Consider the following 24,939-nt stretch of genomic DNA (forward strand, 5'->3'; position numbering starts at 1 on the left):
TACTAAATTAAAAGAAAGAGGTTATGCAATATGCCGATTGCAAATGCATGGGCGTTCACAGAAACACAGTTCAGAGCAGAAGAATTCTTAAATAACACAGGAAATATTTTCAGATTGGTTTCACAACGACCATATGTGAGTAAGAAAGATCCAGGTGAAAAAGGAGTTACATTAACTTTGCAAATCACTAGGGACAATACCGATTACGGTGTTGATAAAAAAACTGGATTCAAAAGGGATAATAACATCTTAAACACTTTTGATGTAACTGTCCTTAATAATCAAGAACGTCTTGATATTCAAAAAGGTGAATATCTCAGCTTGGTAGACTTCATCCCTGAAAAATCTTTTGTTATAGGGTTTGACTTAATTTTACGGTTCAGAGATGCGGACAAAGTGAATGTTAAAAAGAACTAGATTACGAACTGAAAGACAGCAAAACGGAATGTTGATATTCAGCATAGCCTTCCTATTGTCTACAACAGCTATTCTAGTGAATTATATTGACTCCCAACTAGAGTTGGGAGTCACAAAATACTTTAATAGTTTATTTATCGGCTTTATGATCACAATATTTTCGATTCAAATAACTATATGGCTAATCCGTAATAAAGCTTATAGAAGTATAAAGTTCGCTATTTATCATTATCTTACTGTATTAAAATTAAGAAAATCATTTCTAGATTCTAGCTATTATAATAAAAGATTTTATTTTAATAATGAAGTAGCAAACTTGCCGAAAATAAAAATTGATTTCTCTGATGATTTTTCAAAAGCTAAATTATTTATTGAAAACATCAATATTAATAAAGATATCAGCAATGTAAATATTTCTTTTGCATTGAACAATTTCATAGTTGATAGAGCCTATTTATCAAACGATGAAAATTATCACGTTTTCGAAATATACGATAGTAACATTGACCAACAACTTAAATTTAATAGTTTTGGCGAATTAAAAAAACAGTCAGCCCAAGTCGGTGACTACACATTACTTATTGATAAGTCTATCAATATTTCCTTATATGGAACTTTACTTGTTGGTCAGACTGGTTCTGGAAAGACATACGCACTTTATTCTCTTATCCTACAAATGCTAACTAAAAATGTGCATTATAATATTTACTTTGCCGATCCAAAAAATTCAAGTCTAGCTGTACTTGGAGAGAAAATATCAAAAGAGAATACTGCCACTGACATAGAAGATATTATTGAATTACTAAAGAGATTTAACGAAATTATGATAGAAAGAAAAGCGAAAATAAAAGAAAAACTTAACATGAAATTAGAAGGCACTTATGCTGATTCCAGTATGAACCATATATCTTTATATTTGATGAATTTGCAAGTTTTCAAACTGTATTACAGACAATGGAAAAGAAGAAACGTGATGAAGTTATGAATTTGTTATCTCAAGTAGTTTTACAAGGTAGACAATTAGGCTTTTTCTTATGGATTGTTATGCAAAAATCAGATGCTACCCTATTACCTACTAATTTACGTGAAAATCTGCCAGTAAAATTTGTGCTCGGCAATGCTGAAAAACAGACTTATACAACTGCATTCGGTACTGGAGTTGATATACCAGAGAAAAACTTTCAATTAGGTCAAGGTGTCTTTACTTGTCCAATTGTAGCGAACACACCTAAAATTTGTCATTTTAGTTATTTGAATTTTGACATATTGGAAGCTGTGAACCACTTAAAACAGACGGGGGTTTTGTAAAAACCCCCGTCCCTTAGAACAAGAAAATCACAACTGTTATTGATATATCAGTGTTTATTGACCTGAAAGGAGTGATTATTTGTTAGATGTTCAAGTCGATGAATTTACACTAGTTCTACAATCCACAAAAAGGCCTAATTATATTGAACAGTGGGAAGGTATGGCAATCAACATCATTAAAGAATTTGTTAGATTGTCAAAGATTGAAACAGTATTAGGCAAGTTAGAAGATGCGACACAGTCATTGCCACAGGGATATTCAAATGGGTTTGGTTGTGAAGGTGCCACGTATTATTTTGCAATTGCTTATCATACCGATTTTATCCAAATGGGAATTTGTATAAAGTTCTCTGCACATGCTTGGATGGAATACAGGAAGCAATACGAATCATTATATGGTCATTCAATACAGATACATCAATTCTTTGCAAATATAAATAACAATACCTTATATACTTCTAGACTTTCGAGAATTGATATCGCAATTGATTTTATTAATGAAAAGGTTTATGTAAATACGATTTACAATCAACTTTCTAAAAAAAATCAAATCGTTAAAACCGCATCAGGAAGAAGAAATCACTCAATTTTATCGGCAATAACAAAAAACAATATTACATCAACTTTTTACCTAGGTTCAAAAGGTAAAAATATTAAAGCTTTATTACGTGTCTATGATAAGAAAAAGGAACAACTTTAAACGATGGGTATTCGCTACGAAGAAGCTTTACAATACGATGATTGGGTACGTTTTGAAGCAGTTTACAAAGGTTCTTATGCTCATGATTTATCGGATGAATTAGAAACTATAAATAATGATACAGAACTAAAGGATTTGCTCGTATCAGCTTTAGCTGATCGTTATCAATTTTATTATGCTAAATCTGACAGACTAACGACATACAGTAAGAAAATGCTTGATTTGCTTAATCGAAAAAGTTTTATGTTCAGTTCTCCTTCACACCGAACGAACTTTTTAGAACAATCACAGAAGCATATTTTAAATGGTTCTGGCTTATTTCCATATTTGTATAAAGTATGGCGTTTATGGGGTGATGAAGGGTTAAAGAAGTGTTTAACATTTCTTTATAATGAATTTGAAAATTATGAGCCGAATGATGATGTCTTGTTATGGCTAAAAAAGTATTCTGTACTATACACAAAACAAGGTTATCCCTTCAAATAATAAATTTTAAAGGAGACGATGTCTTTATGAGTATAAATATGACTACAAAAGACTACCCATATCTTTTAACTAGAGAACAAGCATCTCGTTTTCTAGGTATAGACCCAAAATCATTTGATAAATATATACGACCACATAGAGAACTTGATCGTTTCATGATCGGTCGACAAGAACGATACACAATGAAATCTTTAATAAAATTTATCGAAAGACAATCTGTTTAACTTACTGTTAATTGATAATATGCTAGTTTCAGAATACAATACAGATGTATTCAACTAGCATCTATCAACTTTATTTTTGAAAGGGATTGATAGGATGGCTAGTATTGTAAAAAGAGGAAAATCATATCGAGCACAAGTTTCTTTATACAAATATGGCGGAAATAAAAAGCTTACTAAAACATTTGCGACTAAGAATGAAGCGAAACTTTGGGCTTTAGAAATGGAATTAGCGAAAGGAGAAGGTAAAGAACTTGCTTACAGAACAACAACATTTGCGGACTTCTTCGAGAATTGGATTTATCTTGTAAAGGTTAATGATGTTAAAGAAACGACATTCCAAAATTACGTTCGTACTTTTGGCGTTATTACAAATTTATTTCAGGATATCCAATTAAAAGATTTAAATGATATTGTTGTTCAGAAGAAGATTGATGAGTATGCCAAGACACATTCTCGAAAAACTACACATGAGGTTCTTCTTAAAATAAAAACATCTTTACGTGATGCATATGCTCGTGGCTATATTGCAAATGATTTTGCTCGTTTAGTAAAAACACGTGGAGAAAATCCACCTAAACGTAATAAAGCATTATCTATCACCGATTTTAGAAAGCTTCGTAATTACGTTTTACAGCATCCAGAAGACGAGTTTAACCTACTTGTATTACTTGCATTAGAAACGGGTATGCGACGTGGAGAACTACTAGCAACACGCCCAGAGAGTCTTTATGAATACGGAATAGAAGTTAGACATTCAATCAGTCCTACTTCAGATGACACTTCGTTAAAGACACAAAATGCAAAACGGGATGTTTCTATTAACAAAGAAGTGTATGAACTCATTCTTAAAATTCCTGTTAAAGAGAATGGCTATATTTTCGGCTTTGGCGGTTTTAAACAGTCCGAACAATTAGCTGAGTTATTAAAGAAGTTAAACATTAAAAGAACTACTTTTCACGGTCTGAGAGATACTCACGCATCATTTTTGTTTGCTCAAGATATAGATATTGCATATGTATCAAAACGATTAGGACATATAAACATTCAAACAACGCAAAATTATTATCTGGAATTAATGCCAGAAAAAAAGCACCAGCAAGATGCCGATGCTTTATATCTGTTAAATGCTTTGTAGCACTTTATTATTGATTTGAACCAACTTGAACAAAAAAACCTTTGTAAACGTTGGTATATCAACAATCCTATTAACGTTTTGAGAACTGAGGTGCGCGACGTGCGCCTTTAAGACCGTATTTCTTACGCTCTTTCATACGAGAGTCACGAGTAAGAAGTCCAGCACGTTTAAGTGGTGTACGGTACTCAGGATCTACTTCTAGAAGAGCACGAGAGATACCGTGACGAATTGCTCCAGCTTGACCAGAGAATCCACCACCGTGAACATTTACAAGAACATCGTAGCTGTTAGCTGTTTCTGTGATGTTCAAAGGCTGTTTCACGTCTTCGATTAAAGCAGCGAATGGAATGTATTCAGTAATTTCACGATTATTAACGACGATACGGCCTTCACCTGGAACTAAGCGAACGCGCGCTACAGAACTTTTACGACGACCTGTACCGTAATATTGAACCTGTGCCAAATTGTTAACCTCCCTTATAATTAACCGCGAAGTTCGTAAACTTCAGGTTGTTGTGCTTGATGTGGATGCTCAGAACCACGGTACACATTTAATTTTTTGAACATTTGACGACCTAGTGGACCCTTTGGAAGCATACCTTTGATAGCAAGCTCCAACATTTTTTCAGGGTAGTTTGTACGCATCTCAAGAGCAGTTCTTTGTTTCAAACCACCTGGGTGCATCGTATGACGGTAGTAAATTTTGTCCGTCAATTTCTTACCAGTTAATTCGATTTTCTCAGCATTGATGATGATCACGTGATCACCTGTGTCAACGTGTGGTGTATAAGTTGGTTTGTGCTTACCGCGCAAAAGTGATGCTACTTCAGTAGAAAGACGACCTAGAGTCTTGCCTGCCGCATCAACCACTAGCCATTTGCGCTCAATTGTGCTTGCGTTCGCCATTGGTGTTGTACGCATGAGTTTCCCTCCTAAATAAATCAATGAATTTTCCTGAATCAAATGCTACGTTCTATTTCAAAACACAGATAAGTCTTCCGGGGCTTATTTGTGGGGTTGAAATACATACCATATGATATCTTATAACTTTCTGCTTCCTGTGTCAAGAACATGTTACACCTGGTTTAGTTGTCATAGAAAACTTCCCATAAATACAGTCCGTGACTGGGCGCAGTCTTGCCTGCCGCTTCGCGATTTCGGGCGGCAAGCATGGCTTTTATCTCCTCAGGGTGAAATTTACCAGAACCAATGTCAAGTAACGTTCCAGCGATAATTCGCACCATGTTGTATAAAAAGCCATTCCCTCTCACACGCATTTCAAGCCCGTCTGAGACGTTTTTCCACTCAAGGGCGTAAATCTCCCTCACCTTGTCTTGAACCTCTGTATTGGCCGCACAAAAGCTTGTGAAATCGTGTGTGCCAATGAGGTGCCCAGCAGCTTCTCTCATTTTGTCTGCATCCAGCCGGTAAGGATAGTGACAGGCATACTGTCTCGTGAACACATTTTGGTGCGTTTCCGTTGAGACCTTATAACGGTACTCCTTCGAAACGACACTAAAACGTGCATGAAACGATTCATCCACTTTCTCAGCCTTTAGAACCCTGATGTCATCAGGCAGGAGACTATTAAGGGCAAAAGGCCATCTTTCCATCGGGATGGCAAGCGGGGTGTCGAAATGGATGACCTGCCCCTTTGCATGAACACCACTGTCTGTCCGGCCTGAAGCCACAATCGGAATTAGTTCGTCTTGTTTATGCATTCTAGCAAGGGCAGATTCAATCTCCGTCTGAATGGTTCGCTGTCCTGGTTGCACTTGATACCCTTTAAAATGTGTCCCATCGTATGATACGGTACATTTTACTTTCATCTAGGCATCACCTAATTTCTAAGAAGCACAAGGAGTGCTGTTAACAGGATGAATAAAAGCAGCGTGAACGTGTCTTTCATGCCCCAGACAAGCTGACGGTATTTCGTACGCCCTTCTCCCCCGCGGTAGCCTCTCGCTTCCATAGCGGTCGCCAATTCCTCCGCACGCTTAAACGCACTGACGAAAAGCGGGACAAGCAATGGAACAATCGCTTTTAAACGATCTTTCACGGGTCCGCTTGTAAAATCCACACCTCTTGCCATTTGGGCTTTCATGATTTTGTCTGTTTCTTCGAGTAAAGTCGGAATAAATCGAAGAGAGATAGACATCATAAGAGCAAGTTCATGAACAGGTAGCTTGATTTTACGGAAAGGATGCAGCAGCTTCTCCATACCGTCTGTCACTTCAATAGGTGTTGTGGTCAACGTCAGAAGTGTTGTCATCATGATGAGATAGACAAAACGGAGTGAAATGAAAATCCCCTGTTTTAGACCTTCTTCATAAATATTCAGAAAACCAAAGTGAAAGAGCAAAGCGCCATCCTTTGTCATGAAGATATGCAGTATAAAGGTAAACAGAACAATCCACAGGATGGGTTTCATTCCTTTGAGAATAAAGTACAGCGGCACCTGAGACACCATCACCACAAGGATGGTAAAGACCCCTAAAAGCCCGTAAGTGATGTAGTTATTCGCAAAAAAGACAATAAAGACAAAAAAGAAAATTGATAACAGCTTTGTCCTTGGATCAAGACGATGGACAAAGGATGTACCTGGCACATATTTGCCGATAATCATACTATCCATCATGAGTCGTGTCCTCCTGATATAAAGCTGTTAAGGCTTCTGCCATTTCATCCATGGTCAGAAGCGGTCTTGGAAACGTCATCCCCAGCTTTTCTTCGACAGCCTGCTGGAATTTGATCGTTTCCGGGAGGTCCAGTCCGAAAGAAGACATGTCGGTACGATTGGCAAATAGCTCCCTCGGCGTACCTGTCGCCTTTACTGTTCCTTTGTGCATCACAATCATTTGATCCGCATAATGAGCGGCATCTTCCATACTGTGTGTCACAAGGATCGTCGTCAGGTTGGCTTTTTGATGAAGCTCATAGAACATGTCCATGATTTCTTTACGTCCGCGTGGATCTAATCCCGCAGTCGGCTCATCAAGCACAAGCACTTCTGGCTCCATCGCTAGAACACCTGCAATCGCCACACGTCTCATTTGACCACCGCTTAATTCAAAGGGTGATCGAGATAACAAGGATTCAGGAAGGCCTACAAGCTTCAGCATTTCTTTAGCCTTAGCTTCTGCCTTTTCTTTTGGAACGCCGAAATTCATCGGACCAAAGCAGATATCCTTCAGAATGGTCTCCTCAAAGAGCTGATGTTCAGGAAATTGAAACACGATACCTACTTTTTTTCGAAGAGATTTCAGTTCCTTCTGCTTTTTATTGGCTTGTAAGACGGTATCTCCAAGCGCAATGCTCCCCTTTGTTGGTTTGAGCAGTCCATTTAAATGTTGCAGCAATGTCGACTTACCAGAACCCGTATGACCGATGACAGCAACATAGCTGCCTTCTTTGATGGAAGCATTGACATCATACAAAGCGAGACGCTCAAACGGCGTTTTCATTTGATAACGATGCTCTAATTCTTTGATCGTAATGTCCATAGCTCTTTCACCAATCCTTCTTGTGTCAAATGGGCATTTGCAAGCGGCACACCTTGCTGCTTCAATTGCTTACTCAACCGGTAGGAAAATGGCAGATCAAGTCCAATCTGAACTAGCTGTTCATCTAGTTCAAATACTTCCTCTGGTGTTCCCTCGGCAAATTTCTTCCCGCCATTCATCACAATAACGCGGTCTGCCTTCGCAGCCTCGTCTAAATCATGTGTGATGGAAATGACCGTGACCGTTCCTTGTTCCTTCAGCAGTCTGACGGTTTCTAACACTTCTTCACGGCCAATCGGATCAAGCATTGATGTTGCTTCATCCAAGATCATGATGTCAGGGCTTGCGGCAAGTACACCAGCGATCGCTACTCTCTGCTTTTGCCCGCCTGATAGATGGTGCGGCTCTTGATCAAGAAACTCCTGCATATTGACCTGTTTGACAGCCCAATCTACACGCTCTATCATCAATTCCCGCTCAACCCCGTTATTTTCTAAACCAAAAGCCACATCATCACGAACCGTTGAGCCAACAAATTGGTTGTCTGGGTTTTGAAAGACCATGCCGACCTTTTTGCGAATATCCCAAACACTTTCTTCTTTCAGCTCAATCTCACCAACCTTGACCGTTCCTGCATCCGGTAAAATGAGCCCATTCAGTACACGGGCAAGTGTGGATTTACCTGAACCGTTGTGGCCAACAATGGCAAGCCATTCATTTTGATTCACATGCAATGACACTTGGTCTAAAGCGGGCTTGTCCGCATCTTTGTGATAACGAAATACAATGTCTTTTACGTCAATTAATGTCTTCTCCATCTCTACCGGACCTCCTCTCAGCTCAACCTCTACTTTGCCTATTGCTAAAAAGCCGTAGTATCTAAAAAAGGGCATAGATCCAGTTATGAACTGTCCCGCCCTTTCTTAGATACACGATATGTGATTAAACTAATTCAATGACAGCCATTGGTGCGCCATCGCCGCGACGAGGTCCAAGCTTCATGATACGAGTGTATCCACCTTGGCGATCTTCGTAGCGAGTTGCAACGTCAGCGAATAATTTTTGAAGTGCATCTTGGTTTGTTTCAGCGTTAGCTACTTCGTTACGAATGTAAGCTGCAGCTTGACGGCGAGCATGAAGATCTCCGCGTTTGCCAAGAGTGATCATTTTTTCAACTACAGAGCGAAGTTCTTTCGCACGTGTTTCAGTTGTTTCGATGCGTTCGTTGATGATCAAATCAGTCGTTAGGTCACGAAGCATTGCTTTACGTTGTGCACTAGTGCGTCCTAGCTTTCTGTATGCCATGTGATGTCCCCTCCTTAATTAGAGATGCTGTATGAATAAAAAACACACGAAAATCCTAGTTCACAATGAAACTAGTCAATCGTCTTTACGAAGACCCAGTCCAAGTTCTTCTAGTTTCGCTTTCACTTCTTCAAGAGATTTACGTCCAAGGTTACGAACTTTCATCATATCCTCTTCTGTCTTGTTAGCAAGCTCTTGAACAGTGTTAATACCCGCACGCTTCAAACAGTTGTAAGAACGAACAGAAAGATCAAGCTCTTCAATTGTCATTTCAAGCACTTTTTCTTTTTGGTCTTCTTCTTTTTCAACCATGATTTCTGCATGCTGAGCTTCGTCAGTTAACCCAACGAAAATATTTAGGTGTTCAGTTAAAATCTTAGAACCTAGAGCGATCGCTTCTTTCGGTCCTGTGCTTCCATCAGTCCATACATCTAGTGTTAATTTATCATAGTTTGTGATTTGCCCAACACGGGTGTTCTCCACTTGATAAGTTACACGAGATACAGGTGTATAGATTGAGTCGATCGGAATCACGCCGATAGGCTGATCGTCTCTTTTGTTTGCATCAGCAGGATTATACCCGCGACCTCTTTGTGCAGTCAAACGAACACGGAAGCTCGCATTTTTGCCAAGAGTTGCGATGTGAAGATCTGGATTTAAGATTTCAATATCGCTGTCGTGTGTAATATCAGCAGCTGTTACAGTTCCTTCATCTTGTACATCAATTTCAAGCGTCTTCTCTTCTTCAGAGTAGATTTTGAGTGCAAGCTTTTTAATGTTTAAGATAATCGTTGTAACATCTTCAACCACGCCTTCGATCGTTGAGAATTCGTGTAAGACACCATCTATCTGGATCGATGTTACAGCTGCACCAGGAAGTGAGGATAAAAGGATACGACGAAGGGAGTTCCCTAAAGTGGTACCATATCCACGCTCAAGTGGCTCTACGACAAACTTGCCATACTTGGCATCGTCGCTGATTTCAACCGTTTCGATTTTTGGTTTTTCAATTTCGATCATCTAATAAAACCCTCCTTCAAAACGTCGAAACCTCGAATAGAATCATATGAGATTCCATCCGAAATTCCTCATTGTTTAGTCCCGTATGTGCTCAGGCAACGAGTCGTGTATTCGTCTCATAAATAACTGTATCATAACCCATTATTGACAGGGACACAAAATCTATACAAACAAATTACACGCGGCGACGTTTTGGTGGACGGCATCCGTTATGAGGAACTGGAGTTACGTCTCTGATTGCAGTAACTTCAAGACCTGCAGCTTGAAGCGCACGAATTGCAGCTTCACGACCAGAACCAGGACCTTTAACAGTTACTTCAAGTGTTTTAAGACCATGTTCGATAGAACCTTTAGCAGCAGTTTCAGCAGCCATTTGTGCAGCGAAAGGAGTAGATTTACGAGAACCTCTGAATCCTAATGCACCAGCACTTGACCAAGAAATTGCGTTTCCATGAACATCAGTAATCGTTACAATCGTGTTGTTGAAAGTGGAACGGATATGAGCGATTCCAGCTTCAATATTCTTTTTCACGCGACGTTTACGCGTATTTTGTTTACGAGCAGCAGCCATTCTTTAACTACCTCCTTTACTTATTTTTTCTTGTTAGCTACAGTACGACGCGGACCTTTACGAGTGCGCGCGTTGTTTTTTGTGTTTTGTCCACGAACAGGAAGTCCTCTACGATGACGGATTCCGCGGTAGCTTCCGATTTCAATTAGACGCTTAATGTTAAGTGAAACTTCACGACGAAGGTCACCTTCTACTTTAAGTTTGTCAATGATATCACGGATTTTACCTAGTTCGTCTTCAGTTAGATCGCGAACGCGAGTGTCTTCAGAAACACCTGCTTCTTTAAGGACTTGTTGAGCCGTCGTACGACCAATTCCAAAAACATATGTTAAAGAAATGACAACACGCTTATCACGTGGAATATCTACACCAGCAATACGAGCCATGATTTGGGCACCTCCTTGTTATTAGCCTTGTTTTTGTTTATGTTTTGGGTTTTCACAGATCACCATTACTTTTCCTTTTCTGCGAATCACTTTACATTTTTCACAGATAGGTTTAACAGATGGTCTCACTTTCATGTGTTTCCAACCTCCTTCTTCCGGAGTTGCTTTATTTGTAACGGTACGTAATTCTACCACGAGTTAAGTCATATGGAGATAATTCTACCGTAACTTTGTCTCCAGGTAAAATGCGAATGAAGTGCATACGGATTTTTCCTGATACATGAGCCAAAACTGTATGACCATTCTCTAGTTCAACTTTGAACATTGCATTTGGCAAAGTTTCTGCTACAGTACCTTCCACTTCAATTACATCGTCTTTCGCCATTCAAGTGTTCTCCCTTCTTCAAATCAGTAACTTGCTCTCTGATAAATGTCCAAATGAGATGTTCTCAATTGTCCATCTATCACCCGACCTGTTTTGAATATACTGTTCTGAACTTCCGGAGATACGCAATCATAAAAGGTTAAATGATTGATATTTTTTCTTAGGAGAATGAATTTACGCTTTTCTCCGTCTGCGATTAGTACATGGCAGCCATCGAACACGCCGATGACAACTGTATACTGATCTTGTTCTTTCCTTGGACTATACAGACAACCTGCCCGATTTGGGCCTGAAAGGCTTCAGTGAAGACCTAAATCTTAGTCAGTATATCAAAACCTGTATCTGTAATCGCAATCGTATGCTCAAAGTGAGCACACTTTTTCCCATCAACCGTTACAACCGTCCAGTTATCAGCCAGTGTTTTCACATATCGGCTGCCTGCGTTCACCATCGGTTCGATGGCCAACACCATTCCAGGTTTGAGCCGTGGGCCTTTGTTCGGCGGACCATAATGAGGAATTTGAGGGTCCTCATGAAGATCCTGTCCGACCCCATGTCCAACATATTCTCTAACAACTGAGAAATTCTCACCTTCAACATACGTTTGTATGGCATGGGAAATGTTTGACAGACGTTCACCTGGCTTTGCTTCCTGTAAGCCCTTATATAGAGATTCCTCTGTGACTTCCAGTAGTTTGCGGTCCTCATCACTGATTACCCCAACTGGATAAGTCCAAGCAGAGTCACCATGATAGCCATTTAACTTTGCGCCGATATCGATACTAATGATGTCTCCATCACGTAAAACCCGTTTACCAGGAATACCGTGAACGAGTTCTTCATTCACCGAAACGCAAATGCTCCCGCGAAAACCATTATACCCTTTAAAAGATGGGATTGCACCCTGCTTTGTAATAAAACGTTCGGCAATTTGATCCAATTCTTTTGTCGAAATACCTGGTTTTATGTGTTTCTTCAGCTCTTCATGAGTCAGTGCGACAATGCGTCCAGCTTCTCTCATAATCTCAAGCTCGCGAGGAGTTTTACAGATAATCATTTATTTAATCCCCCAAGCAGGTCCTTGATATCAGCGTAAACATCGTTAATGTGCTTCGCACCATCAATGTTTGCAAGATATCCTTTTTCTGAATAGAAGTTCAGTAAAGGTTCAGTCTGCTTTAAGTTCACTTCAAGTCTTGTCGAAACGGTTTCTGCATTATCATCTGCACGTTGATAAAGCTCGCCTCCACACTTGTCACAAACATTTTCTTTCGCAGGTGGATTGAATACTAAATGATATGTTGCTCCGCAATCTTTGCAAATTCTTCGGCCAGTCAGACGCTCCATCAAAGCATCTTTATCGACTTTAATATTAATGACATAATCAATCGTTCTGCCAAGGTCCTTTAGAATGTCTTCTAAAGCTTCAGCCTGAGCGACTGTTCGCGGAAATCCGTCCAGAAGAAAACCTTGTTCACAATCATTCTTGCCAAGTCTTTCTCTAACAATACCGATTGTGACCTCATCAGGAACAAGCTCTCCTTTATCGATAAAGGATTTTGCTTCGAGCCCAAGTTGTGTCTCCTCTTTCATAGCAGCACGGAACATATCTCCTGTTGAGATATGAGGGATCCCATAATCATCAACAATTCGTTCTGCCTGAGTGCCTTTACCAGCACCCGGAAGCCCCATTAAGACTAAGTTCATTTCGGATTTCCCCTTCCTTACTTAGAGAGGTTGGGCAGGAGCCCAGCCCTCTGTTTTATTTCATAAATCCACGGTAGTTTCGTTTCACTAATTGGCTTTCAAGCTGCTTCATTGTTTCAAGTGCAACACCTACAACAATGAGAAGACTTGTGCCGCCAATTTGTGCAGCGGAAGGTAATCCAGCGAATTGAATGAAAAAGATAGGAAGTATTGAAATCACGGCTAAGAAAATGGCGCCCACAAACGTGAGTCGGTACAAAATGCTCGTAATTCTATCTTGAGTCATTTTCCCTGGACGAACTCCCGGGATATAGCCACCCTGCTTTTGCAGATTTTCAGCCATTTGTTCAGGGTTTACTTGGACAAAGGCATAAAAATATGTGAAAGCAACAATCAGTGCTACATAAATCGTCATACCGATTGGCTTAGTATAGTCAAAGTTGTTAGTTATCCAGGTTGTCACATTATTTGTTCCGAAGAACGATGCGATCGTCTGCGGAGTAATAATGAACGAAACGGCAAAGATGACTGGAATCACCCCTGCTGGATTCACTTTCAATGGAAGGTGCGTTGCTTGACTAGCAGACATTTGTGCACGGCCAGTTCCTTTTGAATATTGAATCGCAATCTTTCTCACTGCCATTTGAATGTAAATAACACCGATAACAATGACAAGAATAGCAATCACAATAAGGGCAATTTTCAGGATTTGCATGAACAGCTGTCCATCTCCACCTACAAATTGCTGAGCGTACACTTGCTTTAATGTTTGAGGGATACCTGCGATGATACCGGCAAAGATAATAATCGAAATACCGTTACCAACACCGTGAGCAGTAATCTGCTCTCCCAGCCACATTAAAAATGCTGTTCCCGCAGTGAGTACGACCGCAATTAAGAGATACGTTGAAACACCTGGGTTTTCAATCAGCATGCCTCCTGCCATATTGTTAAATCCATATGACATTCCTAACGCCTGGATAAATCCTAGAACAATTGTAAAATACCTTGTGAATTGTGCTAATTTTCGGCGGCCAACCTCTCCTTGCTTTGACCACTCAGTAAACTTCGGTACAACATCCATCTGCAAGAGCTGGATGATGATCGAAGCAGTGATATACGGCATAATCCCCATTGCAAGAATGGAGAATTGGAAAAGTGCCCCGCCCCCAAACGTGTTGAGGATTCCGAAAACACTCATTTGATCCTGTGCCTGGAGAACTTCGGCGTTCACATTAGGCACAGGGATGAAAGCACCTATACGAAAGACGACTAACATTAAAAGTGTAAATATAATCTTATTCCGTATATCTTTCACACGCATAAAATTGGAGATTGTCTTAAACAAGTTAGATCACCTCGGCTGTACCGCCAGCAGCTTCAATCGCTTCTTTAGCAGAAGCAGAGAATTTATTGGCTTTTACAGTTAATTTTTTTTCTAATTTACCGTTGCCAAGAATTTTTACTCCTGCTTTTAACTTGCTTATTGCACCAGTCTCTAGAAGAAGTTCAGGAGTGACTTCCGTTCCTTCGTCAAAACTGTTTAATCTGTCTAAGTTGATTACCGCGTAATCTTTACGGTTGATGTTTGTAAAACCACGTTTTGGAAGGCGTTGGAATAAAGGCATTTGACCACCTTCGAATCCAGGGCGTACACCGCCGCCAGAACGAGCGTTTTGACCTTTATGACCTTTACCAGAAGTTTTACCGTTACCTGATCCAATACCACGACCAACACGGTTGCGTACTTTACGTGAACCTTCTGAAGGCTTCAATTCATGAAGTTTCATTTGGGCACCTCCTTATCGATTAAAAATGTTTTATTGTTCTTTAACAGAAACTAAATGAGACACCTTGTTAATCATGCCGCGGATCGCTGCATTGTCTTCATGTACGACTGTTTGGTTTGTTTTCTTTAGACCAAGAGTACGAACAGTGACACGCTGATCTTCCGGGCGACCGATTACACTGCGTTTGAGGGTAATTTCTAATTTATTTGCCATTATTGTTCCCTCCTTATCCTAACAGGTCTTCTACAGATTTTCCACGAAGCTTCGCTACATCTTCAGCACGTTTAAGTTCACTTAAACCTTGAAGTGTTGCGCGGATCATGTTGATCGGTGTATTAGAACCTAGAGATTTAGAAAGGATATCAGCTAGACCAGCAAGCTCAAGTACCGCACGCACTGGGCCTCCAGCGATAACTCCTGTACCTTCTGAAGCAGGTTTCAATAGAACGTTTCCTGCACCGAATCGACCGATGATTTCATGTGGAATTGTAGTTCCAACCATTGGTACTTCAATTAAATTCTTTTTCGCGTCTTCAACAGCTTTGCGGATCGCTTCTGGTACTTCTTGTGCTTTACCAGTACCGAATCCTACATGACCGTTTTTGTCACCGACAACAACTAAAGCTGCAAAACGGAAACGACGTCCACCTTTAACAACTTTCGCTACCCGGTTAACCGTAACTAAGCGTTCTTCTAACTCTAATTTGCTTGGGTCAATACGACTCATTCGGATGTGTCCCTCCTTCTTTTATTAAAATTTAAGTCCAGCCTCACGAGCAGCTTCAGCTAGAGCTTTTACACGTCCATGATATAAGTATCCTCCGCGGTCAAATACCACGTTAGAGATGCCTTTTTCAACAGCACGTTTTGCAACAAGTTCGCCAACTTTAGTAGCAGCTGCAGCGTCAGAACTATTCTCGATCTTTAACTCTTTATCAAGAGTAGAAGCACTTACAAGTGTTACACCGTTAACATCATCAATTACTTGAGCGTAGATGTTCTTGTTAGAACGGAAAACGTTAAGGCGAGGTCTTTCAGCAGTACCTGAAAGTTTCGCACGAACACGAGCGTGTCTTTTAAGACGAGTAGCGTTTTTGCTAGTTTTCGTAATCATCCGAGTCACTCCTTTCTTCACATTAAGCGATCTTACTTACCAGTTTTTCCTTCTTTACGGCGAACGAATTCACCTTCGTAACGAATTCCTTTACCTTTGTAAGGCTCTGGAGCACGGACAGCGCGGATGTTAGAAGCTAGAGCTCCTACACGCTCTTTATCGATACCTTTAACGATTACTTTCGTTTGAGATGGAACTTCTACTTCAACTCCAGCCTCAGGAACGATTTCAACTGGGTGAGAGTATCCAACGTTAAGAACAAGTTTGTTTCCAGATTTAGCTGCACGGTAACCGACACCGATTAGTTCTAAACCTCTTTCGAAACCTTTAGATACACCTTCAACCATGTTTGCAATTAAGCTACGTGTTGTACCATGTAATGCACGGTGTTCTTTATTTTCAGACGGACGGCTTACAGTTAAGACGTTGTCCTCAATTTTAATTTCCATATCAGGGTGAAATGCACGAGTTAGTTCACCTTTTGGTCCCTTTACTGTCACTGTGTTATCGTTGTTTGTCACAGTTACTCCTGAAGGGATCTCGATTAGCTTTTTACCTATACGAGACATACCAAGCACCTCCATTCATCTTAAACTTTTTTTACCATACGTAAGCAAGTACTTCTCCACCAGCTTGTTTAGCACGGGCTTCTTTGTCCGATAAAACACCTTGTGATGTAGAAATAATTGCGATTCCAAGTCCGTTAAGTACACGTGGTACTTCATTTGATTTCGCATATACGCGTAAACCAGGTTTACTGATTCTTTTAAGACCAGTGATAACACGTTCGTTGTTTTGGCCGTATTTAAGGAACAAACGGATAATTCCTTGTTTGCTGTCTTCGACGTACTCAACGTCACGGATAAAACCTTCACGCTTTAAGATTTCAGCAATTTCTCTTTTGATTTTTGAAGCCGGTACTTCTAGCTTCTCATGACGTACCATGTTCGCATTGCGAATACGAGTCAGCAAATCTGCAATCGGATCTGTCATAACCATTATTTAATAACCTCCTTCCCATTTATGGGGATTACCAGCTGGCTTTTTTAACGCCAGGAATTTGTCCTTTATATGCAAGTTCGCGGAAACAAATACGGCAAAGTTTAAACTTGCGAATTACTGAATGTGGACGTCCACAACGTTCGCAGCGCGTATACTCTTGAACTTTAAACTTTTGTTTGCGTTGTTGTTTCGCAATCATAGACTTTTTAGCCACGATTTCGCCTCCCTTTCATTGATTATTTCTGGAACGGCATACCTACTTGAGTTAATAACTCACGTGCTTCTTCGTCCGTGTTGGCAGTCGTAACGATAACGATATCCATACCGCGGACTTTTGTTACTTTATCGTAATCAATTTCTGGGAAGATTAACTGTTCTTTAATACCAAGCGTGTAGTTTCCACGACCGTCGAAAGATTTCTTAGAAATCCCGCGGAAGTCACGTACACGTGGTAAAGATACAGAAATAAGTTTATCAAGGAAATCGTACATGCGCTCTCCGCGAAGTGTTACTTTCGCACCGATTGGCATTCCTTCACGTAGACGGAATCCAGCAATAGACTTCTTCGCACGAGTAACGACAGGTTTTTGACCAGCGATAAACGTTAATTCTTCAACAGCAGTATCGATTGCTTTAGCGTTTTGAACGGCGTCACCAACACCCATGTTGATCACGATTTTTTCGATTTTTGGCACTTGCATTACTGATTTGTATTCAAACTTAGAAACTAATGCAGGTGTAATTTCTTTTACATACTTTTCTTTAAGGCGGTTCATGAGAAAGACCTCCCTTCCTTATTTACTATTTATCTAGAACTTGCCCAGATTTTTTCGCTACACGGACTTTCTTTCCGTCCTCAACTTTATATCCAATACGTGTCACTTCACCCGTTTTAGGATCAAGCGGCATTACGTTTGATACGTGGATCGGCGCTTCTTGTTCAGAAATTCCGCCTTGAGGGTTAGCTTGGGTTGGTTTAGAGTGTTTTTTCACAAGGTTAATACCTTCTACTAAAACACGGTCCTTTTTAGGGAAAGCAGCAAGGATGACACCTTGTTTACCTTTATCTTTACCAGAGATAACCACTACTTTATCGCCCTTTTTAACATGCATTTAATCGCACCTCCTTGAGTCGCGGATTGTATTCATTAAAGTACTTCTGGTGCTAAAGAAACAATTTTCATATAGTTGTTTTCACGAAGTTCACGTGCTACTGGTCCGAAGATACGAGTTCCACGTGGGCTCTTGTCGTCACGGATGATGACACATGCATTTTCATCAAAACTGATGTAAGATCCATCGTTTCTGCGAGCTCCGCTCTTAGTACGAACGATAACTGCTTTCACAACTTCACCTTTTTTGACAACGCCTCCTGGTGTTGCTTGTTTAACCGTACAAACAATGACATCACCGATGTTAGCCGTCTTACGTCCAGAGCCACCAAGAACTTTAATCGTTAGTACTTCGCGTGCGCCAGAGTTGTCAGCTACTTTTAAACGAGTCTCCTGTTGAATCATTAATGTTACCTCCCTTCGGAAAAAGAAATCCGAACTTTATTAGATAATAACAGCTTCTTCGACAACTTCAACTAGACGAAAGCGTTTAGTCGCAGATAATGGACGAGTTTCCATGACCTTTACGATGTCTCCGATTTTTGCTTGGTTGTTTTCATCATGTGCTTTGAACTTTTTAGAGTATCTTACACGTTTGCCATAAAGTGAATGCTTTTTGTATGTTTCAACTACAACAGTGATGGTTTTATCCATTTTGTCAGAAACAACACGACCTTGATACACTTTACGTTGGTTACGTTCGCTCATGTTTGCGGGGCCTCCCCTCTAATTATTATTTATTAGCAGCGATTTCTCTTTGACGAATCACAGTTTTCATGCGTGCGATTGATTTACGCACTTCACGAATGCGAGCAGTGTTTTCAAGCTGCCCAGTCGCTAATTGGAAACGAAGATTGAAAAGTTCTTCTTTAAGAGACTTTACTTTTTGTTCAATTTCAGCAGTGGTAAGGTCACGAATTTCATTAGCTTTCATTTGATTCACCACCAATTTCTTCACGTTTTACGAACTTCGTTTTAATTGGCAATTTGTGAGATGCAAGACGAAGAGCTTCACGAGCAACTTCTTCAGACACACCAGAAATTTCAAATAAAACTTTGCCCGGTTTTACTACAGCTACCCAGCCTTCTGGAGCACCTTTACCGGAACCCATGCGGACCTCTAGAGGTTTAGCTGTGTATGGCTTAGAAGGGAAAATTTTGATCCAAACTTTACCGCCACGTTTCATGTAACGAGTCATAGCAATACGAGCAGCTTCGATTTGACGGTTAGTGATCCAAGAAGCTTCAAGAGCTTGGATACCGAACTCACCGAAATGTACTTCAGTGCCGCCTTTTGCACGACCACGCATTTTTCCACGATGTTCTCTGCGATACTTCACGCGTTTTGGCAATAACATATTATTTTCCTCCTTCCGCAGTATTCTTCTTAGTTGGAAGGACTTCTCCACGATAGATCCATACTTTTACGCCAAGCTTACCATAAGTAGTATCAGCTTCAGCAGTAGCATAGTCGATGTCAGCACGAAGTGTGTGCAATGGAACAGTACCTTCACTGTAATATTCAGAACGAGCAATATCTGCACCGCCAAGACGACCAGAAACCATTGTTTTGATTCCTTGTGCTCCAGCACGCATTGTGCGTTGGATTGTTTGTTTTTGTGCACGACGGAATGAAATACGATTTTCAAGTTGACGAGCGATGTTTTCAGCAACTAGCTGAGCATCAAGATCTGCTCTCTTGATTTCAAGAATGTTGATGTGTACACGTTTGCCAGTTAGGCTGTTAAGAGCTTTACGAAGTGCTTCAACTTCAGATCCGCCTTTACCAATTACCATACCTGGTTTAGCCGTGTGGATTGTGATATTTACGCGGTTTGCAGCACGTTCGATTTCTACTTTAGAAACAGACGCGTCAGACAAACGCTTGCTGATGAATTCACGGATTTTCAAGTCTTCATGTAAGAAGTCAGCGTAATCTTTTCCTGCGAACCATTTAGATTCCCAATCACGAATGACGCCAATACGAAGACCTACTGGATTTACCTTTTGACCCACGGATTATCCCTCCTTCTTTTCTGATACAACGATTGTAATGTGGCTAGTACGTTTGTTAATTGCGCTCGCACGACCCATAGCACGTGGACGGAATCTCTTAAGTGTTGGACCTTCGTCAACGAATGCTTGAGTAATCACTAGGCTGTTAGCGTCCAACTCGTAGTTGTGCTCAGCATTTGCGATAGCAGATTTTAATACTTTTTCAATAATTGGTGAAGCAGCCTTAGGTGTAAGGTTTAAGATAGAAACTGCTTCTCCTACTTGCTTACCTCGGATCAGGTCCATTACTAGACGTGCTTTACGAGGAGCAATACGGACTGTTCTTGCGACAGCTTTAGCTTGCATTTAAAAGCCTCCTCTCATTAGCGTCTTGTTTTTTTATCGTCACTAGCATGACCTTTGTAAGTACGGCTTGGTGCGAATTCGCCCAATTTGTGACCTACCATATCTTCAGAAATGAAAACAGGTACATGTTTGCGTCCGTCATAGACAGCGATTGTGTGACCGATGAATTGTGGGAAAATTGTAGAACGACGAGACCAAGTTTTTACGACTTGCTTTTTGTCAGTTTCATTCAATTTCTCGACTTTAGCCATCAAATGATCATCAACAAATGGTCCTTTTTTTAAGCTGCGAGCCATTGTGGAACCTCCCTTCGTGATTGAACTACGGTCCTAAATGAACCGTAGACAACCCCGTTACTTGTTTTTACGACGACGTACAATGAATTTATCAGACTTGTTGGTTTTCTTACGAGTCTTGAATCCAAGAGTCGGTTTACCCCATGGAGACATTGGTGATTTACGTCCGATTGGAGCGCGTCCTTCACCACCGCCGTGTGGGTGATCGTTAGGGTTCATTACAGAACCACGAACTGTTGGGCGTACGCCTTTCCAGCGAGAACGTCCAGCTTTACCGATGTTGATTAGTTCGTGTTGTTCGTTTCCAACTTGACCGATAGTCGCACGGCAAGCAGAAAGGATCATGCGTACTTCACCAGAGTTCAAACGTACAAGAACGTATTTACCTTCTTTACCTAGAACTTGAGCAGAAGTACCAGCAGAACGAACTAATTGTCCACCTTTACCTGGTTTTAATTCAATGTTATGCACAACTGTACCAACTGGGATGTTGATAAGTGGAAGAGCATTACCTGGTTTGATGTCAGCTTCTGGTCCAGAAGTAACTTCAGTACCAACTTGGATTCCTTTCGGAGCAAGAATGTAACGCTTCTCACCATCTGCATAGTTTACAAGAGCGATGTTCGCTGAACGGTTTGGATCATACTCGATTGTAGCAACGCGTCCAGGTATACCGTCTTTATCACGCTTAAAGTCGATGATACGGTATTGACGTTTGTGACCGCCACCTTGATGACGAACAGTCAATCTACCTTGGTTGTTACGTCCGCCTTTTCTGTGAAGCGGTGCAAGCAACGATTTTTCTGGTTTGTCAGTCGTGATTTCAGCAAAATCTGAAGTAGTCATGCCACGACGACCATTACTGGTTGGTTTATACTTTTTAATCGCCATTTTGAATTTCCCTCCTTCTTTTTAAGATTTACGCTTCAAAAATTTCGATTTCTTTGCTGTCAGCAGTTAATTTCACGATCGCTTTTCTGCGACGGCTAGTCATACCAGTGTAGCGTCCAACGCGTTTTGATTTACCTTTGTAGTTTTGAACGTTGACTTTCTCAACTTTCACTCCAAAGATCTCTTCAACAGCGTCTTTCACTTCTGTCTTGTTAGCTCTGACATCAACTTCGAACGTGTACTTCTTCTCTGTCATTAGATCAGCAGAACGTTCAGTAATGATAGGGCGCTTTAGAACATCACGAGGATCTTTCATTATGCAAGTCCCTCCTCTACTTTTTCAACCGCTGCTTTAGTGATCAGAAGTTTGTCGTGGTTGACAACGTCAAGAACGTTGATACCGTTAGCTTCAACAACTGTTACTCCAGGGATGTTACGAGCAGATAAAGCAACTGTTTCGTTTGCATCCGCAGTGACGATCAACGCTTTCTTCTCAACAGATAACCCTTTAAGGATGCCTGCGAATTCTTTCGTTTTCACTGCATCAAGAGTAAGATCTTCAAGAACGATGATGTTGTTGTCGATTACTTTAGAAGACAATACTGACTTGATAGCCAAGCGGCGAACTTTTTTAGGTAATTTATAAGAATAGCTGCGTGGTGTTGGACCGAATACGATACCGCCTCCGCGCCATTGTGGTGAACGGATAGAACCTTGACGAGCACGACCTGTACCCTTCTGTCTCCAAGGTTTACGACCTCCGCCACGTACTTCAGAACGAGTTTTTACTTTGTGAGTTCCTTGACGTAAGGAAGCTCTTTGCATAAGAATAGCATCGAATACTACGCTTTCGTTTGGCTCAATTCCAAACACAGAAGCGTTTAATTCAATTTCACCGTTAGTAGAACCGTTTTGGTTAAATAATGCTACTTTTGGCATGACTTGTTTCCTCCTTTCCTAAGAGAGTTATTTAGTTTTAACTGCACTCTTTACAGTTACTAGAGATTTTTTAGCTCCTGGTACGTTACCTTTGATCAAAAGAAGATTGCGTTCTGCATCAACTTTAACGATCTCAAGATTTTGGACAGTGATTTGCTCTCCGCCCATACGTCCTGGAAGAAGTTTACCTTTGAATACTCGGTTTGGATCAACAGGTCCCATTGAACCAGGACGACGGTGGTAACGTGAACCGTGAGTCATTGGTCCGCGTGATTGTCCGTGGCGTTTGATAGCCCCTTGGAATCCTTTACCTTTTGATGTTCCTGTTACATCTACGATATCTCCATTTGCGAAAATATCAACTTTGACTTCCTGACCAACTTCATACGCATCTAACTCCACACCGCGTAATTCTTTTACGAAGCGCTTAGGAGCAGTTTCCGCTTTAGCAACGTGGCCTTTCTCTGGTTTGTTAGAAAGCTTCTCACGTTTGTCGTCAAAACCGATTTGGATTGCTTCATAGCCATCCGTGTCAGTAGTCTTCTTCTGAAGAACAACGTTAGCAGCAGCCTCAACAACAGTTACAGGGATAAGATCACCGTTTTCTGCGAATACTTGCGTCATACCAATTTTTCTACCTAAGATTCCTTTGGTCATTCGTCACACCTCCTATAATATGTGTTTTCTATTTGAATTAAAGTTTGATTTCGATATCTACACCGGATGGTAAATCTAAACGCATAAGTGCATCAACTGTTTGCGGAGTTGGATTCACGATGTCGATTAGACGTTTGTGAGTACGCATCTCGAATTGCTCACGAGAATCTTTGTACTTATGCACCGCACGAAGGATTGTGTAAACTGATTTTTCAGTTGGAAGCGGGATTGGACCAGATACACTAGCACCAGAACGCTTAGCCGTTTCAACAATCTTCTCAGCAGATTGATCAAGAATTCTATGATCATATGCTTTTAAACGAATACGAATTTTTTGTTTTGCCATTATTTTCCCTCCTTTTCGCCTACTTACGTTAGACAGTTCTCCGTGAGAAAAACCTGATCACCTTGCCATGGCAAAGCGGCCGGGTGTGTCAGCAACCTCTCACTTCATCGCAGTCAAAGACCAACATGCACTATTGTACCAAATTGGCCTGCGTGTTGCAATAATAAATCGGATAAATTTATGATTTGCACACTTTTCATATTATACAGGGGTTCAGCCTATAAATCAAGCTTTCCCTGAAGATGATGTGTAGCTGTCTTCCTGACGATACGAATAAATTCTTCTGGCTCTTCAATATGCGGAGAATGCGCAGATTCTTTAAAAGTAAACCACTCTTTTATTGGTGCTGTAAGTTGATCAACATATGGTTTTGATACAGCAGCTGGTGTAATCATGTCATGTTCCCCGATGATAAAGTAGCAGGGTATTAATATAGAAGAAACTCGGTATTGAATGCTTTCGTTCATCAGCTCGTCCCACAGCAATTCCTGGCTATACTTCTGTCCCATAAGGAATTTCCACTTATCTTTTAGCTGATAATGCTTACTAACGAGAAATGCATACAGCATTTGAAAAAGTGGCTTCCACCTATGCGTGAGCCCTACTTTTGCGAACTCTTTGTATACAGAGAACAAAGCATGAGCAAAGGTGCGTTTCCAAGGGGGTGGTGTCAGCAATTTTAGACATCTAGTAATGAAATGCTTTCCTTGATATTTTTTTAGAAGAAGTTCGTACGATACAATATCCTCTTTTAATACATCAACCACCTGACTAATTCCATAATAGGCATGATACAAATCTGGTCGTTTATGTACAGCTTGTATCGCTATTAATGATCCCCATGAATAACCTGCAATGTATATTTTCGTTTGATCATTATAAGAAAGCAGTTTTTCTGTAAGCTCAATCGTATCCTCTACGAATTGCCCAATGGTCATAGAAGACTCAGGAATGTTTTTTTGATAAGACAATCCTGCACCGCGCTGGTCCCAATGAACAACAGTGAAGTCTTGATCAAGTTCCTTATGAAAGGAATCGATATAACTCATTTGAGCTGACCCTGGGCCACCGTGTAAAAATAATAAAACGGGTTTTGTTTTTTCTGCTTGATCTTCTTTTATCATAATCCATTGATCAAGCCCGCCAATCGGCCACTTTTTCAACATTGTCTTCGTCATTCCAGTGATCCTCTCGGTTCCATTTAGATTCTATAGCTTATAGTAGCCGTTATGCACTGGAAAAGCAAAAAAAGAGACCCTTTTGCAAGGAGTCTCTTTTAACTGT

The 24,939-nt window shown here is 40.6% G+C and carries 43 protein-coding genes; 6 read left to right on the forward strand and 37 right to left on the reverse strand.

Features of this window, described 5'->3' with window-relative positions; all coding sequences use genetic code 11:
* Window positions 1-30 precede the first annotated feature (30 nt).
* The 6 genes from KFQ09_RS08750 to KFQ09_RS08775 all read left to right on the forward strand — a co-directional run bounded on the left by KFQ09_RS08750 (window position 31) and on the right by KFQ09_RS08775 (window position 4,270).
* Window positions 31-417: a hypothetical protein gene (locus KFQ09_RS08750; protein ID WP_255836219.1), complete on the forward strand. Its 387-nt coding sequence runs from the start codon at window positions 31-33 to the stop codon at window positions 415-417.
* A complete protein-coding gene (locus KFQ09_RS08755) occupies window positions 401-1,402 on the forward strand; it encodes an FtsK/SpoIIIE domain-containing protein (protein WP_255836220.1) in 1,002 nt (333 codons plus the stop codon). The genes KFQ09_RS08750 and KFQ09_RS08755 overlap by 17 nt, the downstream gene beginning before the upstream one ends.
* Window positions 1,372-1,725, forward strand: a complete 354-nt coding sequence (locus KFQ09_RS08760; RefSeq protein WP_255836221.1) for a hypothetical protein — start codon at window positions 1,372-1,374, stop codon at window positions 1,723-1,725. Before KFQ09_RS08755 ends, KFQ09_RS08760 begins: the two co-directional genes overlap by 31 nt.
* A gap of 79 nt (window positions 1,726-1,804) precedes the next feature.
* Window positions 1,805-2,425 carry a replication initiation factor domain-containing protein gene (locus tag KFQ09_RS08765; RefSeq protein ID WP_255836222.1) on the forward strand — a complete coding sequence of 207 codons (621 nt, stop codon included), beginning with the start codon at window positions 1,805-1,807 and terminating at the stop codon, window positions 2,423-2,425.
* Window positions 2,426-2,428: 3 nt separating this feature from the next.
* On the forward strand, window positions 2,429-2,911 hold the full coding sequence (locus KFQ09_RS08770; protein ID WP_255836223.1) for a hypothetical protein: 483 nt from the start codon (window positions 2,429-2,431) through the stop codon (window positions 2,909-2,911).
* A 318-nt stretch (window positions 2,912-3,229) separates the two neighbouring features.
* Window positions 3,230-4,270 (forward strand): tyrosine-type recombinase/integrase, encoded by a 1,041-nt coding sequence (locus KFQ09_RS08775; protein ID WP_255836224.1) that lies wholly within the window; start codon window positions 3,230-3,232, stop codon window positions 4,268-4,270.
* Between the two features lie 70 nt (window positions 4,271-4,340).
* Here KFQ09_RS08775 and rpsI read toward each other — a convergent pair whose 3' ends face one another.
* The 37 genes from rpsI to KFQ09_RS08965 form a co-directional block, all read right to left on the reverse strand.
* Complete coding sequence (gene rpsI / locus KFQ09_RS08780) at window positions 4,341-4,733, reverse strand: 30S ribosomal protein S9 (protein ID WP_007496354.1); 393 nt, start codon at window positions 4,731-4,733, stop codon at window positions 4,341-4,343.
* Between the two features lie 20 nt (window positions 4,734-4,753).
* Window positions 4,754-5,191 (reverse strand): 50S ribosomal protein L13, encoded by a 438-nt coding sequence (gene rplM, locus KFQ09_RS08785; RefSeq protein ID WP_003217042.1) that lies wholly within the window; start codon window positions 5,189-5,191, stop codon window positions 4,754-4,756.
* Between the two features lie 164 nt (window positions 5,192-5,355).
* Complete coding sequence (gene truA, locus KFQ09_RS08790) at window positions 5,356-6,099, reverse strand: tRNA pseudouridine(38-40) synthase TruA (protein ID WP_255836225.1); 744 nt, start codon at window positions 6,097-6,099, stop codon at window positions 5,356-5,358.
* An 11-nt stretch (window positions 6,100-6,110) separates the two neighbouring features.
* Window positions 6,111-6,908, reverse strand: coding sequence for an energy-coupling factor transporter transmembrane component T family protein (locus tag KFQ09_RS08795; RefSeq protein WP_008345215.1), 798 nt, complete (start codon window positions 6,906-6,908; stop codon window positions 6,111-6,113).
* Window positions 6,898-7,773, reverse strand: coding sequence for an energy-coupling factor ABC transporter ATP-binding protein (locus KFQ09_RS08800; protein ID WP_079919457.1), 876 nt, complete (start codon window positions 7,771-7,773; stop codon window positions 6,898-6,900). Before KFQ09_RS08800 ends, KFQ09_RS08795 begins: the two co-directional genes overlap by 11 nt.
* Window positions 7,749-8,591 (reverse strand): energy-coupling factor ABC transporter ATP-binding protein, encoded by an 843-nt coding sequence (locus tag KFQ09_RS08805; RefSeq protein ID WP_008345218.1) that lies wholly within the window; start codon window positions 8,589-8,591, stop codon window positions 7,749-7,751. The genes KFQ09_RS08800 and KFQ09_RS08805 overlap by 25 nt, the downstream gene beginning before the upstream one ends.
* Window positions 8,592-8,715: 124 nt before the next feature.
* Window positions 8,716-9,078, reverse strand: a complete 363-nt coding sequence (gene rplQ, locus KFQ09_RS08810; RefSeq protein ID WP_003216944.1) for a 50S ribosomal protein L17 — start codon at window positions 9,076-9,078, stop codon at window positions 8,716-8,718.
* 75 nt (window positions 9,079-9,153) lie between these two features.
* On the reverse strand, window positions 9,154-10,098 hold the full coding sequence (locus KFQ09_RS08815) for a DNA-directed RNA polymerase subunit alpha (RefSeq protein ID WP_003217009.1): 945 nt from the start codon (window positions 10,096-10,098) through the stop codon (window positions 9,154-9,156).
* 175 nt (window positions 10,099-10,273) lie between these two features.
* Complete coding sequence (gene rpsK, locus KFQ09_RS08820; RefSeq protein ID WP_003217231.1) at window positions 10,274-10,669, reverse strand: 30S ribosomal protein S11; 396 nt, start codon at window positions 10,667-10,669, stop codon at window positions 10,274-10,276.
* A gap of 20 nt (window positions 10,670-10,689) precedes the next feature.
* Window positions 10,690-11,055: a 30S ribosomal protein S13 gene (gene rpsM / locus KFQ09_RS08825; RefSeq protein ID WP_003217023.1), complete on the reverse strand. Its 366-nt coding sequence runs from the start codon at window positions 11,053-11,055 to the stop codon at window positions 10,690-10,692.
* Window positions 11,056-11,076: 21 nt separating this feature from the next.
* Entirely contained in the window at window positions 11,077-11,190 is a 114-nt protein-coding gene (rpmJ, locus tag KFQ09_RS08830) for a 50S ribosomal protein L36 (protein WP_003156543.1), read from the reverse strand.
* Between the two features lie 31 nt (window positions 11,191-11,221).
* Window positions 11,222-11,440 carry a translation initiation factor IF-1 gene (gene infA / locus KFQ09_RS08835; protein ID WP_003217190.1) on the reverse strand — a complete coding sequence of 73 codons (219 nt, stop codon included), beginning with the start codon at window positions 11,438-11,440 and terminating at the stop codon, window positions 11,222-11,224.
* A 310-nt stretch (window positions 11,441-11,750) separates the two neighbouring features.
* Window positions 11,751-12,497: a type I methionyl aminopeptidase gene (gene map / locus KFQ09_RS08845; protein WP_007496338.1), complete on the reverse strand. Its 747-nt coding sequence runs from the start codon at window positions 12,495-12,497 to the stop codon at window positions 11,751-11,753.
* On the reverse strand, window positions 12,494-13,147 hold the full coding sequence (locus KFQ09_RS08850) for an adenylate kinase (RefSeq protein WP_007496336.1): 654 nt from the start codon (window positions 13,145-13,147) through the stop codon (window positions 12,494-12,496). Before KFQ09_RS08850 ends, map begins: the two co-directional genes overlap by 4 nt.
* Before the next feature lie 55 nt (window positions 13,148-13,202).
* Window positions 13,203-14,495 (reverse strand): preprotein translocase subunit SecY, encoded by a 1,293-nt coding sequence (gene secY / locus KFQ09_RS08855; protein WP_007496334.1) that lies wholly within the window; start codon window positions 14,493-14,495, stop codon window positions 13,203-13,205.
* Window position 14,496: 1 nt separating this feature from the next.
* On the reverse strand, window positions 14,497-14,937 hold the full coding sequence (gene rplO, locus KFQ09_RS08860) for a 50S ribosomal protein L15 (RefSeq protein ID WP_003216888.1): 441 nt from the start codon (window positions 14,935-14,937) through the stop codon (window positions 14,497-14,499).
* Between the two features lie 30 nt (window positions 14,938-14,967).
* Window positions 14,968-15,150, reverse strand: a complete 183-nt coding sequence (gene rpmD, locus KFQ09_RS08865) for a 50S ribosomal protein L30 (protein WP_003217067.1) — start codon at window positions 15,148-15,150, stop codon at window positions 14,968-14,970.
* A gap of 13 nt (window positions 15,151-15,163) precedes the next feature.
* The gene (gene rpsE / locus KFQ09_RS08870; protein ID WP_007496332.1) at window positions 15,164-15,664 is read right to left on the reverse strand and encodes a 30S ribosomal protein S5; all 501 of its coding nucleotides are present in this window, start codon (window positions 15,662-15,664) and stop codon (window positions 15,164-15,166) included.
* A gap of 24 nt (window positions 15,665-15,688) precedes the next feature.
* A complete protein-coding gene (rplR, locus tag KFQ09_RS08875; RefSeq protein WP_003216951.1) occupies window positions 15,689-16,051 on the reverse strand; it encodes a 50S ribosomal protein L18 in 363 nt (120 codons plus the stop codon).
* A 32-nt stretch (window positions 16,052-16,083) separates the two neighbouring features.
* Window positions 16,084-16,620, reverse strand: a complete 537-nt coding sequence (gene rplF, locus KFQ09_RS08880; RefSeq protein ID WP_008345395.1) for a 50S ribosomal protein L6 — start codon at window positions 16,618-16,620, stop codon at window positions 16,084-16,086.
* Window positions 16,621-16,651: 31 nt separating this feature from the next.
* On the reverse strand, window positions 16,652-17,050 hold the full coding sequence (gene rpsH / locus KFQ09_RS08885; protein WP_007496327.1) for a 30S ribosomal protein S8: 399 nt from the start codon (window positions 17,048-17,050) through the stop codon (window positions 16,652-16,654).
* Between the two features lie 31 nt (window positions 17,051-17,081).
* A complete protein-coding gene (gene rpsN, locus KFQ09_RS08890) occupies window positions 17,082-17,267 on the reverse strand; it encodes a 30S ribosomal protein S14 (RefSeq protein ID WP_008356542.1) in 186 nt (61 codons plus the stop codon).
* A 22-nt stretch (window positions 17,268-17,289) separates the two neighbouring features.
* A complete protein-coding gene (gene rplE, locus KFQ09_RS08895) occupies window positions 17,290-17,829 on the reverse strand; it encodes a 50S ribosomal protein L5 (RefSeq protein ID WP_003217159.1) in 540 nt (179 codons plus the stop codon).
* Window positions 17,830-17,854: 25 nt separating this feature from the next.
* The gene (gene rplX, locus KFQ09_RS08900) at window positions 17,855-18,166 is read right to left on the reverse strand and encodes a 50S ribosomal protein L24 (protein ID WP_007496325.1); all 312 of its coding nucleotides are present in this window, start codon (window positions 18,164-18,166) and stop codon (window positions 17,855-17,857) included.
* A gap of 35 nt (window positions 18,167-18,201) precedes the next feature.
* Window positions 18,202-18,570 (reverse strand): 50S ribosomal protein L14, encoded by a 369-nt coding sequence (gene rplN, locus KFQ09_RS08905; RefSeq protein WP_003216882.1) that lies wholly within the window; start codon window positions 18,568-18,570, stop codon window positions 18,202-18,204.
* A 39-nt stretch (window positions 18,571-18,609) separates the two neighbouring features.
* Window positions 18,610-18,873: a 30S ribosomal protein S17 gene (rpsQ, locus tag KFQ09_RS08910; protein WP_003216906.1), complete on the reverse strand. Its 264-nt coding sequence runs from the start codon at window positions 18,871-18,873 to the stop codon at window positions 18,610-18,612.
* A gap of 25 nt (window positions 18,874-18,898) precedes the next feature.
* On the reverse strand, window positions 18,899-19,099 hold the full coding sequence (gene rpmC / locus KFQ09_RS08915) for a 50S ribosomal protein L29 (protein ID WP_003217155.1): 201 nt from the start codon (window positions 19,097-19,099) through the stop codon (window positions 18,899-18,901).
* Window positions 19,089-19,523: a 50S ribosomal protein L16 gene (rplP, locus tag KFQ09_RS08920; protein ID WP_003225801.1), complete on the reverse strand. Its 435-nt coding sequence runs from the start codon at window positions 19,521-19,523 to the stop codon at window positions 19,089-19,091. The genes rpmC and rplP overlap by 11 nt, the downstream gene beginning before the upstream one ends.
* A 1-nt stretch (window position 19,524) precedes the next feature.
* Window positions 19,525-20,181 (reverse strand): 30S ribosomal protein S3, encoded by a 657-nt coding sequence (gene rpsC / locus KFQ09_RS08925; protein ID WP_003217241.1) that lies wholly within the window; start codon window positions 20,179-20,181, stop codon window positions 19,525-19,527.
* Between the two features lie 3 nt (window positions 20,182-20,184).
* On the reverse strand, window positions 20,185-20,526 hold the full coding sequence (gene rplV / locus KFQ09_RS08930) for a 50S ribosomal protein L22 (RefSeq protein ID WP_007496316.1): 342 nt from the start codon (window positions 20,524-20,526) through the stop codon (window positions 20,185-20,187).
* Window positions 20,527-20,543: 17 nt separating this feature from the next.
* Window positions 20,544-20,822 carry a 30S ribosomal protein S19 gene (rpsS, locus tag KFQ09_RS08935; protein WP_003216920.1) on the reverse strand — a complete coding sequence of 93 codons (279 nt, stop codon included), beginning with the start codon at window positions 20,820-20,822 and terminating at the stop codon, window positions 20,544-20,546.
* Window positions 20,823-20,879: 57 nt separating this feature from the next.
* Window positions 20,880-21,713 carry a 50S ribosomal protein L2 gene (gene rplB / locus KFQ09_RS08940; RefSeq protein ID WP_007496314.1) on the reverse strand — a complete coding sequence of 278 codons (834 nt, stop codon included), beginning with the start codon at window positions 21,711-21,713 and terminating at the stop codon, window positions 20,880-20,882.
* A 28-nt stretch (window positions 21,714-21,741) separates the two neighbouring features.
* Window positions 21,742-22,029, reverse strand: coding sequence for a 50S ribosomal protein L23 (gene rplW, locus KFQ09_RS08945; RefSeq protein ID WP_003217016.1), 288 nt, complete (start codon window positions 22,027-22,029; stop codon window positions 21,742-21,744).
* Window positions 22,029-22,652: a 50S ribosomal protein L4 gene (gene rplD / locus KFQ09_RS08950; protein ID WP_007496312.1), complete on the reverse strand. Its 624-nt coding sequence runs from the start codon at window positions 22,650-22,652 to the stop codon at window positions 22,029-22,031. Before rplD ends, rplW begins: the two co-directional genes overlap by 1 nt.
* A 27-nt stretch (window positions 22,653-22,679) precedes the next feature.
* Window positions 22,680-23,309, reverse strand: a complete 630-nt coding sequence (gene rplC, locus KFQ09_RS08955) for a 50S ribosomal protein L3 (protein ID WP_007496311.1) — start codon at window positions 23,307-23,309, stop codon at window positions 22,680-22,682.
* 37 nt (window positions 23,310-23,346) lie between these two features.
* Complete coding sequence (gene rpsJ, locus KFQ09_RS08960) at window positions 23,347-23,655, reverse strand: 30S ribosomal protein S10 (RefSeq protein ID WP_003156464.1); 309 nt, start codon at window positions 23,653-23,655, stop codon at window positions 23,347-23,349.
* A gap of 218 nt (window positions 23,656-23,873) precedes the next feature.
* The gene (locus KFQ09_RS08965) at window positions 23,874-24,833 is read right to left on the reverse strand and encodes an alpha/beta fold hydrolase (RefSeq protein WP_008345410.1); all 960 of its coding nucleotides are present in this window, start codon (window positions 24,831-24,833) and stop codon (window positions 23,874-23,876) included.
* Window positions 24,834-24,939 lie beyond the last annotated feature (106 nt).

It is taken from the genome of Bacillus sp. FS02 (assembly GCF_024398395.1).
Taxonomy (GTDB): Bacteria; Bacillota; Bacilli; order Bacillales; family Bacillaceae; genus Bacillus; species Bacillus altitudinis.

Excerpts from the sequence above, each read along its gene's own strand:
- infA (WP_003217190.1), bottom strand. The coding sequence starts at position 11,440 with ATGGCGAAAGACGATGTAATTGAAGTGGAAGGTACTGTAGCAGAAACT.
- rplX (WP_007496325.1), bottom strand. The coding sequence starts at position 18,166 with ATGCATGTTAAAAAGGGCGATAAAGTAGTGGTTATCTCTGGTAAAGAT.
- KFQ09_RS08805 (WP_008345218.1), bottom strand. The coding sequence starts at position 8,591 with ATGGAGAAGACATTAATTGACGTAAAAGACATTGTATTTCGTTATCAC.
- KFQ09_RS08755 (WP_255836220.1), top strand. The coding sequence starts at position 401 with ATGTTAAAAAGAACTAGATTACGAACTGAAAGACAGCAAAACGGAATG.
- rpsH (WP_007496327.1), bottom strand. The coding sequence starts at position 17,050 with ATGGTTATGACAGATCCGATTGCAGATTTGCTGACTCGTATTCGCAAT.
- rpsJ (WP_003156464.1), bottom strand. The coding sequence starts at position 23,655 with ATGGCAAAACAAAAAATTCGTATTCGTTTAAAAGCATATGATCATAGA.
- rpmJ (WP_003156543.1), bottom strand. The coding sequence starts at position 11,190 with ATGAAAGTGAGACCATCTGTTAAACCTATCTGTGAAAAATGTAAAGTG.
- rplQ (WP_003216944.1), bottom strand. The coding sequence starts at position 9,078 with ATGGCATACAGAAAGCTAGGACGCACTAGTGCACAACGTAAAGCAATG.
- rpmD (WP_003217067.1), bottom strand. The coding sequence starts at position 15,150 with ATGGCAAATAAATTAGAAATTACCCTCAAACGCAGTGTAATCGGTCGC.
- KFQ09_RS08795 (WP_008345215.1), bottom strand. The coding sequence starts at position 6,908 with ATGATGGATAGTATGATTATCGGCAAATATGTGCCAGGTACATCCTTT.
- KFQ09_RS08815 (WP_003217009.1), bottom strand. The coding sequence starts at position 10,098 with ATGATCGAAATTGAAAAACCAAAAATCGAAACGGTTGAAATCAGCGAC.
- KFQ09_RS08800 (WP_079919457.1), bottom strand. The coding sequence starts at position 7,773 with ATGGACATTACGATCAAAGAATTAGAGCATCGTTATCAAATGAAAACG.
- map (WP_007496338.1), bottom strand. The coding sequence starts at position 12,497 with ATGATTATCTGTAAAACTCCTCGCGAGCTTGAGATTATGAGAGAAGCT.
- KFQ09_RS08760 (WP_255836221.1), top strand. The coding sequence starts at position 1,372 with ATGGAAAAGAAGAAACGTGATGAAGTTATGAATTTGTTATCTCAAGTA.
- truA (WP_255836225.1), bottom strand. The coding sequence starts at position 6,099 with ATGAAAGTAAAATGTACCGTATCATACGATGGGACACATTTTAAAGGG.
- rplD (WP_007496312.1), bottom strand. The coding sequence starts at position 22,652 with ATGCCAAAAGTAGCATTATTTAACCAAAACGGTTCTACTAACGGTGAA.
- rpsE (WP_007496332.1), bottom strand. The coding sequence starts at position 15,664 with ATGAGTCGTATTGACCCAAGCAAATTAGAGTTAGAAGAACGCTTAGTT.
- rplW (WP_003217016.1), bottom strand. The coding sequence starts at position 22,029 with ATGAAAGATCCTCGTGATGTTCTAAAGCGCCCTATCATTACTGAACGT.
- KFQ09_RS08965 (WP_008345410.1), bottom strand. The coding sequence starts at position 24,833 with ATGACGAAGACAATGTTGAAAAAGTGGCCGATTGGCGGGCTTGATCAA.
- rplR (WP_003216951.1), bottom strand. The coding sequence starts at position 16,051 with ATGATTACGAAAACTAGCAAAAACGCTACTCGTCTTAAAAGACACGCT.
- rpsM (WP_003217023.1), bottom strand. The coding sequence starts at position 11,055 with ATGGCTCGTATTGCTGGTGTAGATATTCCACGTGATAAGCGTGTTGTC.
- rpsK (WP_003217231.1), bottom strand. The coding sequence starts at position 10,669 with ATGGCTGCTGCTCGTAAACAAAATACGCGTAAACGTCGCGTGAAAAAG.
- rplN (WP_003216882.1), bottom strand. The coding sequence starts at position 18,570 with ATGATTCAACAGGAGACTCGTTTAAAAGTAGCTGACAACTCTGGCGCA.
- KFQ09_RS08850 (WP_007496336.1), bottom strand. The coding sequence starts at position 13,147 with ATGAACTTAGTCTTAATGGGGCTTCCGGGTGCTGGTAAAGGCACTCAG.
- rplV (WP_007496316.1), bottom strand. The coding sequence starts at position 20,526 with ATGCAAGCTAAAGCTGTCGCAAGAACAGTCCGTATTGCTCCTCGTAAA.
- rplC (WP_007496311.1), bottom strand. The coding sequence starts at position 23,309 with ATGACCAAAGGAATCTTAGGTAGAAAAATTGGTATGACGCAAGTATTC.
- rpsS (WP_003216920.1), bottom strand. The coding sequence starts at position 20,822 with ATGGCTCGCAGCTTAAAAAAAGGACCATTTGTTGATGATCATTTGATG.
- rplE (WP_003217159.1), bottom strand. The coding sequence starts at position 17,829 with ATGAACCGCCTTAAAGAAAAGTATGTAAAAGAAATTACACCTGCATTA.
- KFQ09_RS08750 (WP_255836219.1), top strand. The coding sequence starts at position 31 with ATGCCGATTGCAAATGCATGGGCGTTCACAGAAACACAGTTCAGAGCA.
- rplB (WP_007496314.1), bottom strand. The coding sequence starts at position 21,713 with ATGGCGATTAAAAAGTATAAACCAACCAGTAATGGTCGTCGTGGCATG.
- rplP (WP_003225801.1), bottom strand. The coding sequence starts at position 19,523 with ATGTTATTGCCAAAACGCGTGAAGTATCGCAGAGAACATCGTGGAAAA.
- rplF (WP_008345395.1), bottom strand. The coding sequence starts at position 16,620 with ATGTCTCGTATAGGTAAAAAGCTAATCGAGATCCCTTCAGGAGTAACT.
- rplO (WP_003216888.1), bottom strand. The coding sequence starts at position 14,937 with ATGAAACTTCATGAATTGAAGCCTTCAGAAGGTTCACGTAAAGTACGC.
- rplM (WP_003217042.1), bottom strand. The coding sequence starts at position 5,191 with ATGCGTACAACACCAATGGCGAACGCAAGCACAATTGAGCGCAAATGG.
- rpmC (WP_003217155.1), bottom strand. The coding sequence starts at position 19,099 with ATGAAAGCTAATGAAATTCGTGACCTTACCACTGCTGAAATTGAACAA.
- KFQ09_RS08775 (WP_255836224.1), top strand. The coding sequence starts at position 3,230 with ATGGCTAGTATTGTAAAAAGAGGAAAATCATATCGAGCACAAGTTTCT.
- rpsQ (WP_003216906.1), bottom strand. The coding sequence starts at position 18,873 with ATGAGCGAACGTAACCAACGTAAAGTGTATCAAGGTCGTGTTGTTTCT.
- KFQ09_RS08770 (WP_255836223.1), top strand. The coding sequence starts at position 2,429 with ATGGGTATTCGCTACGAAGAAGCTTTACAATACGATGATTGGGTACGT.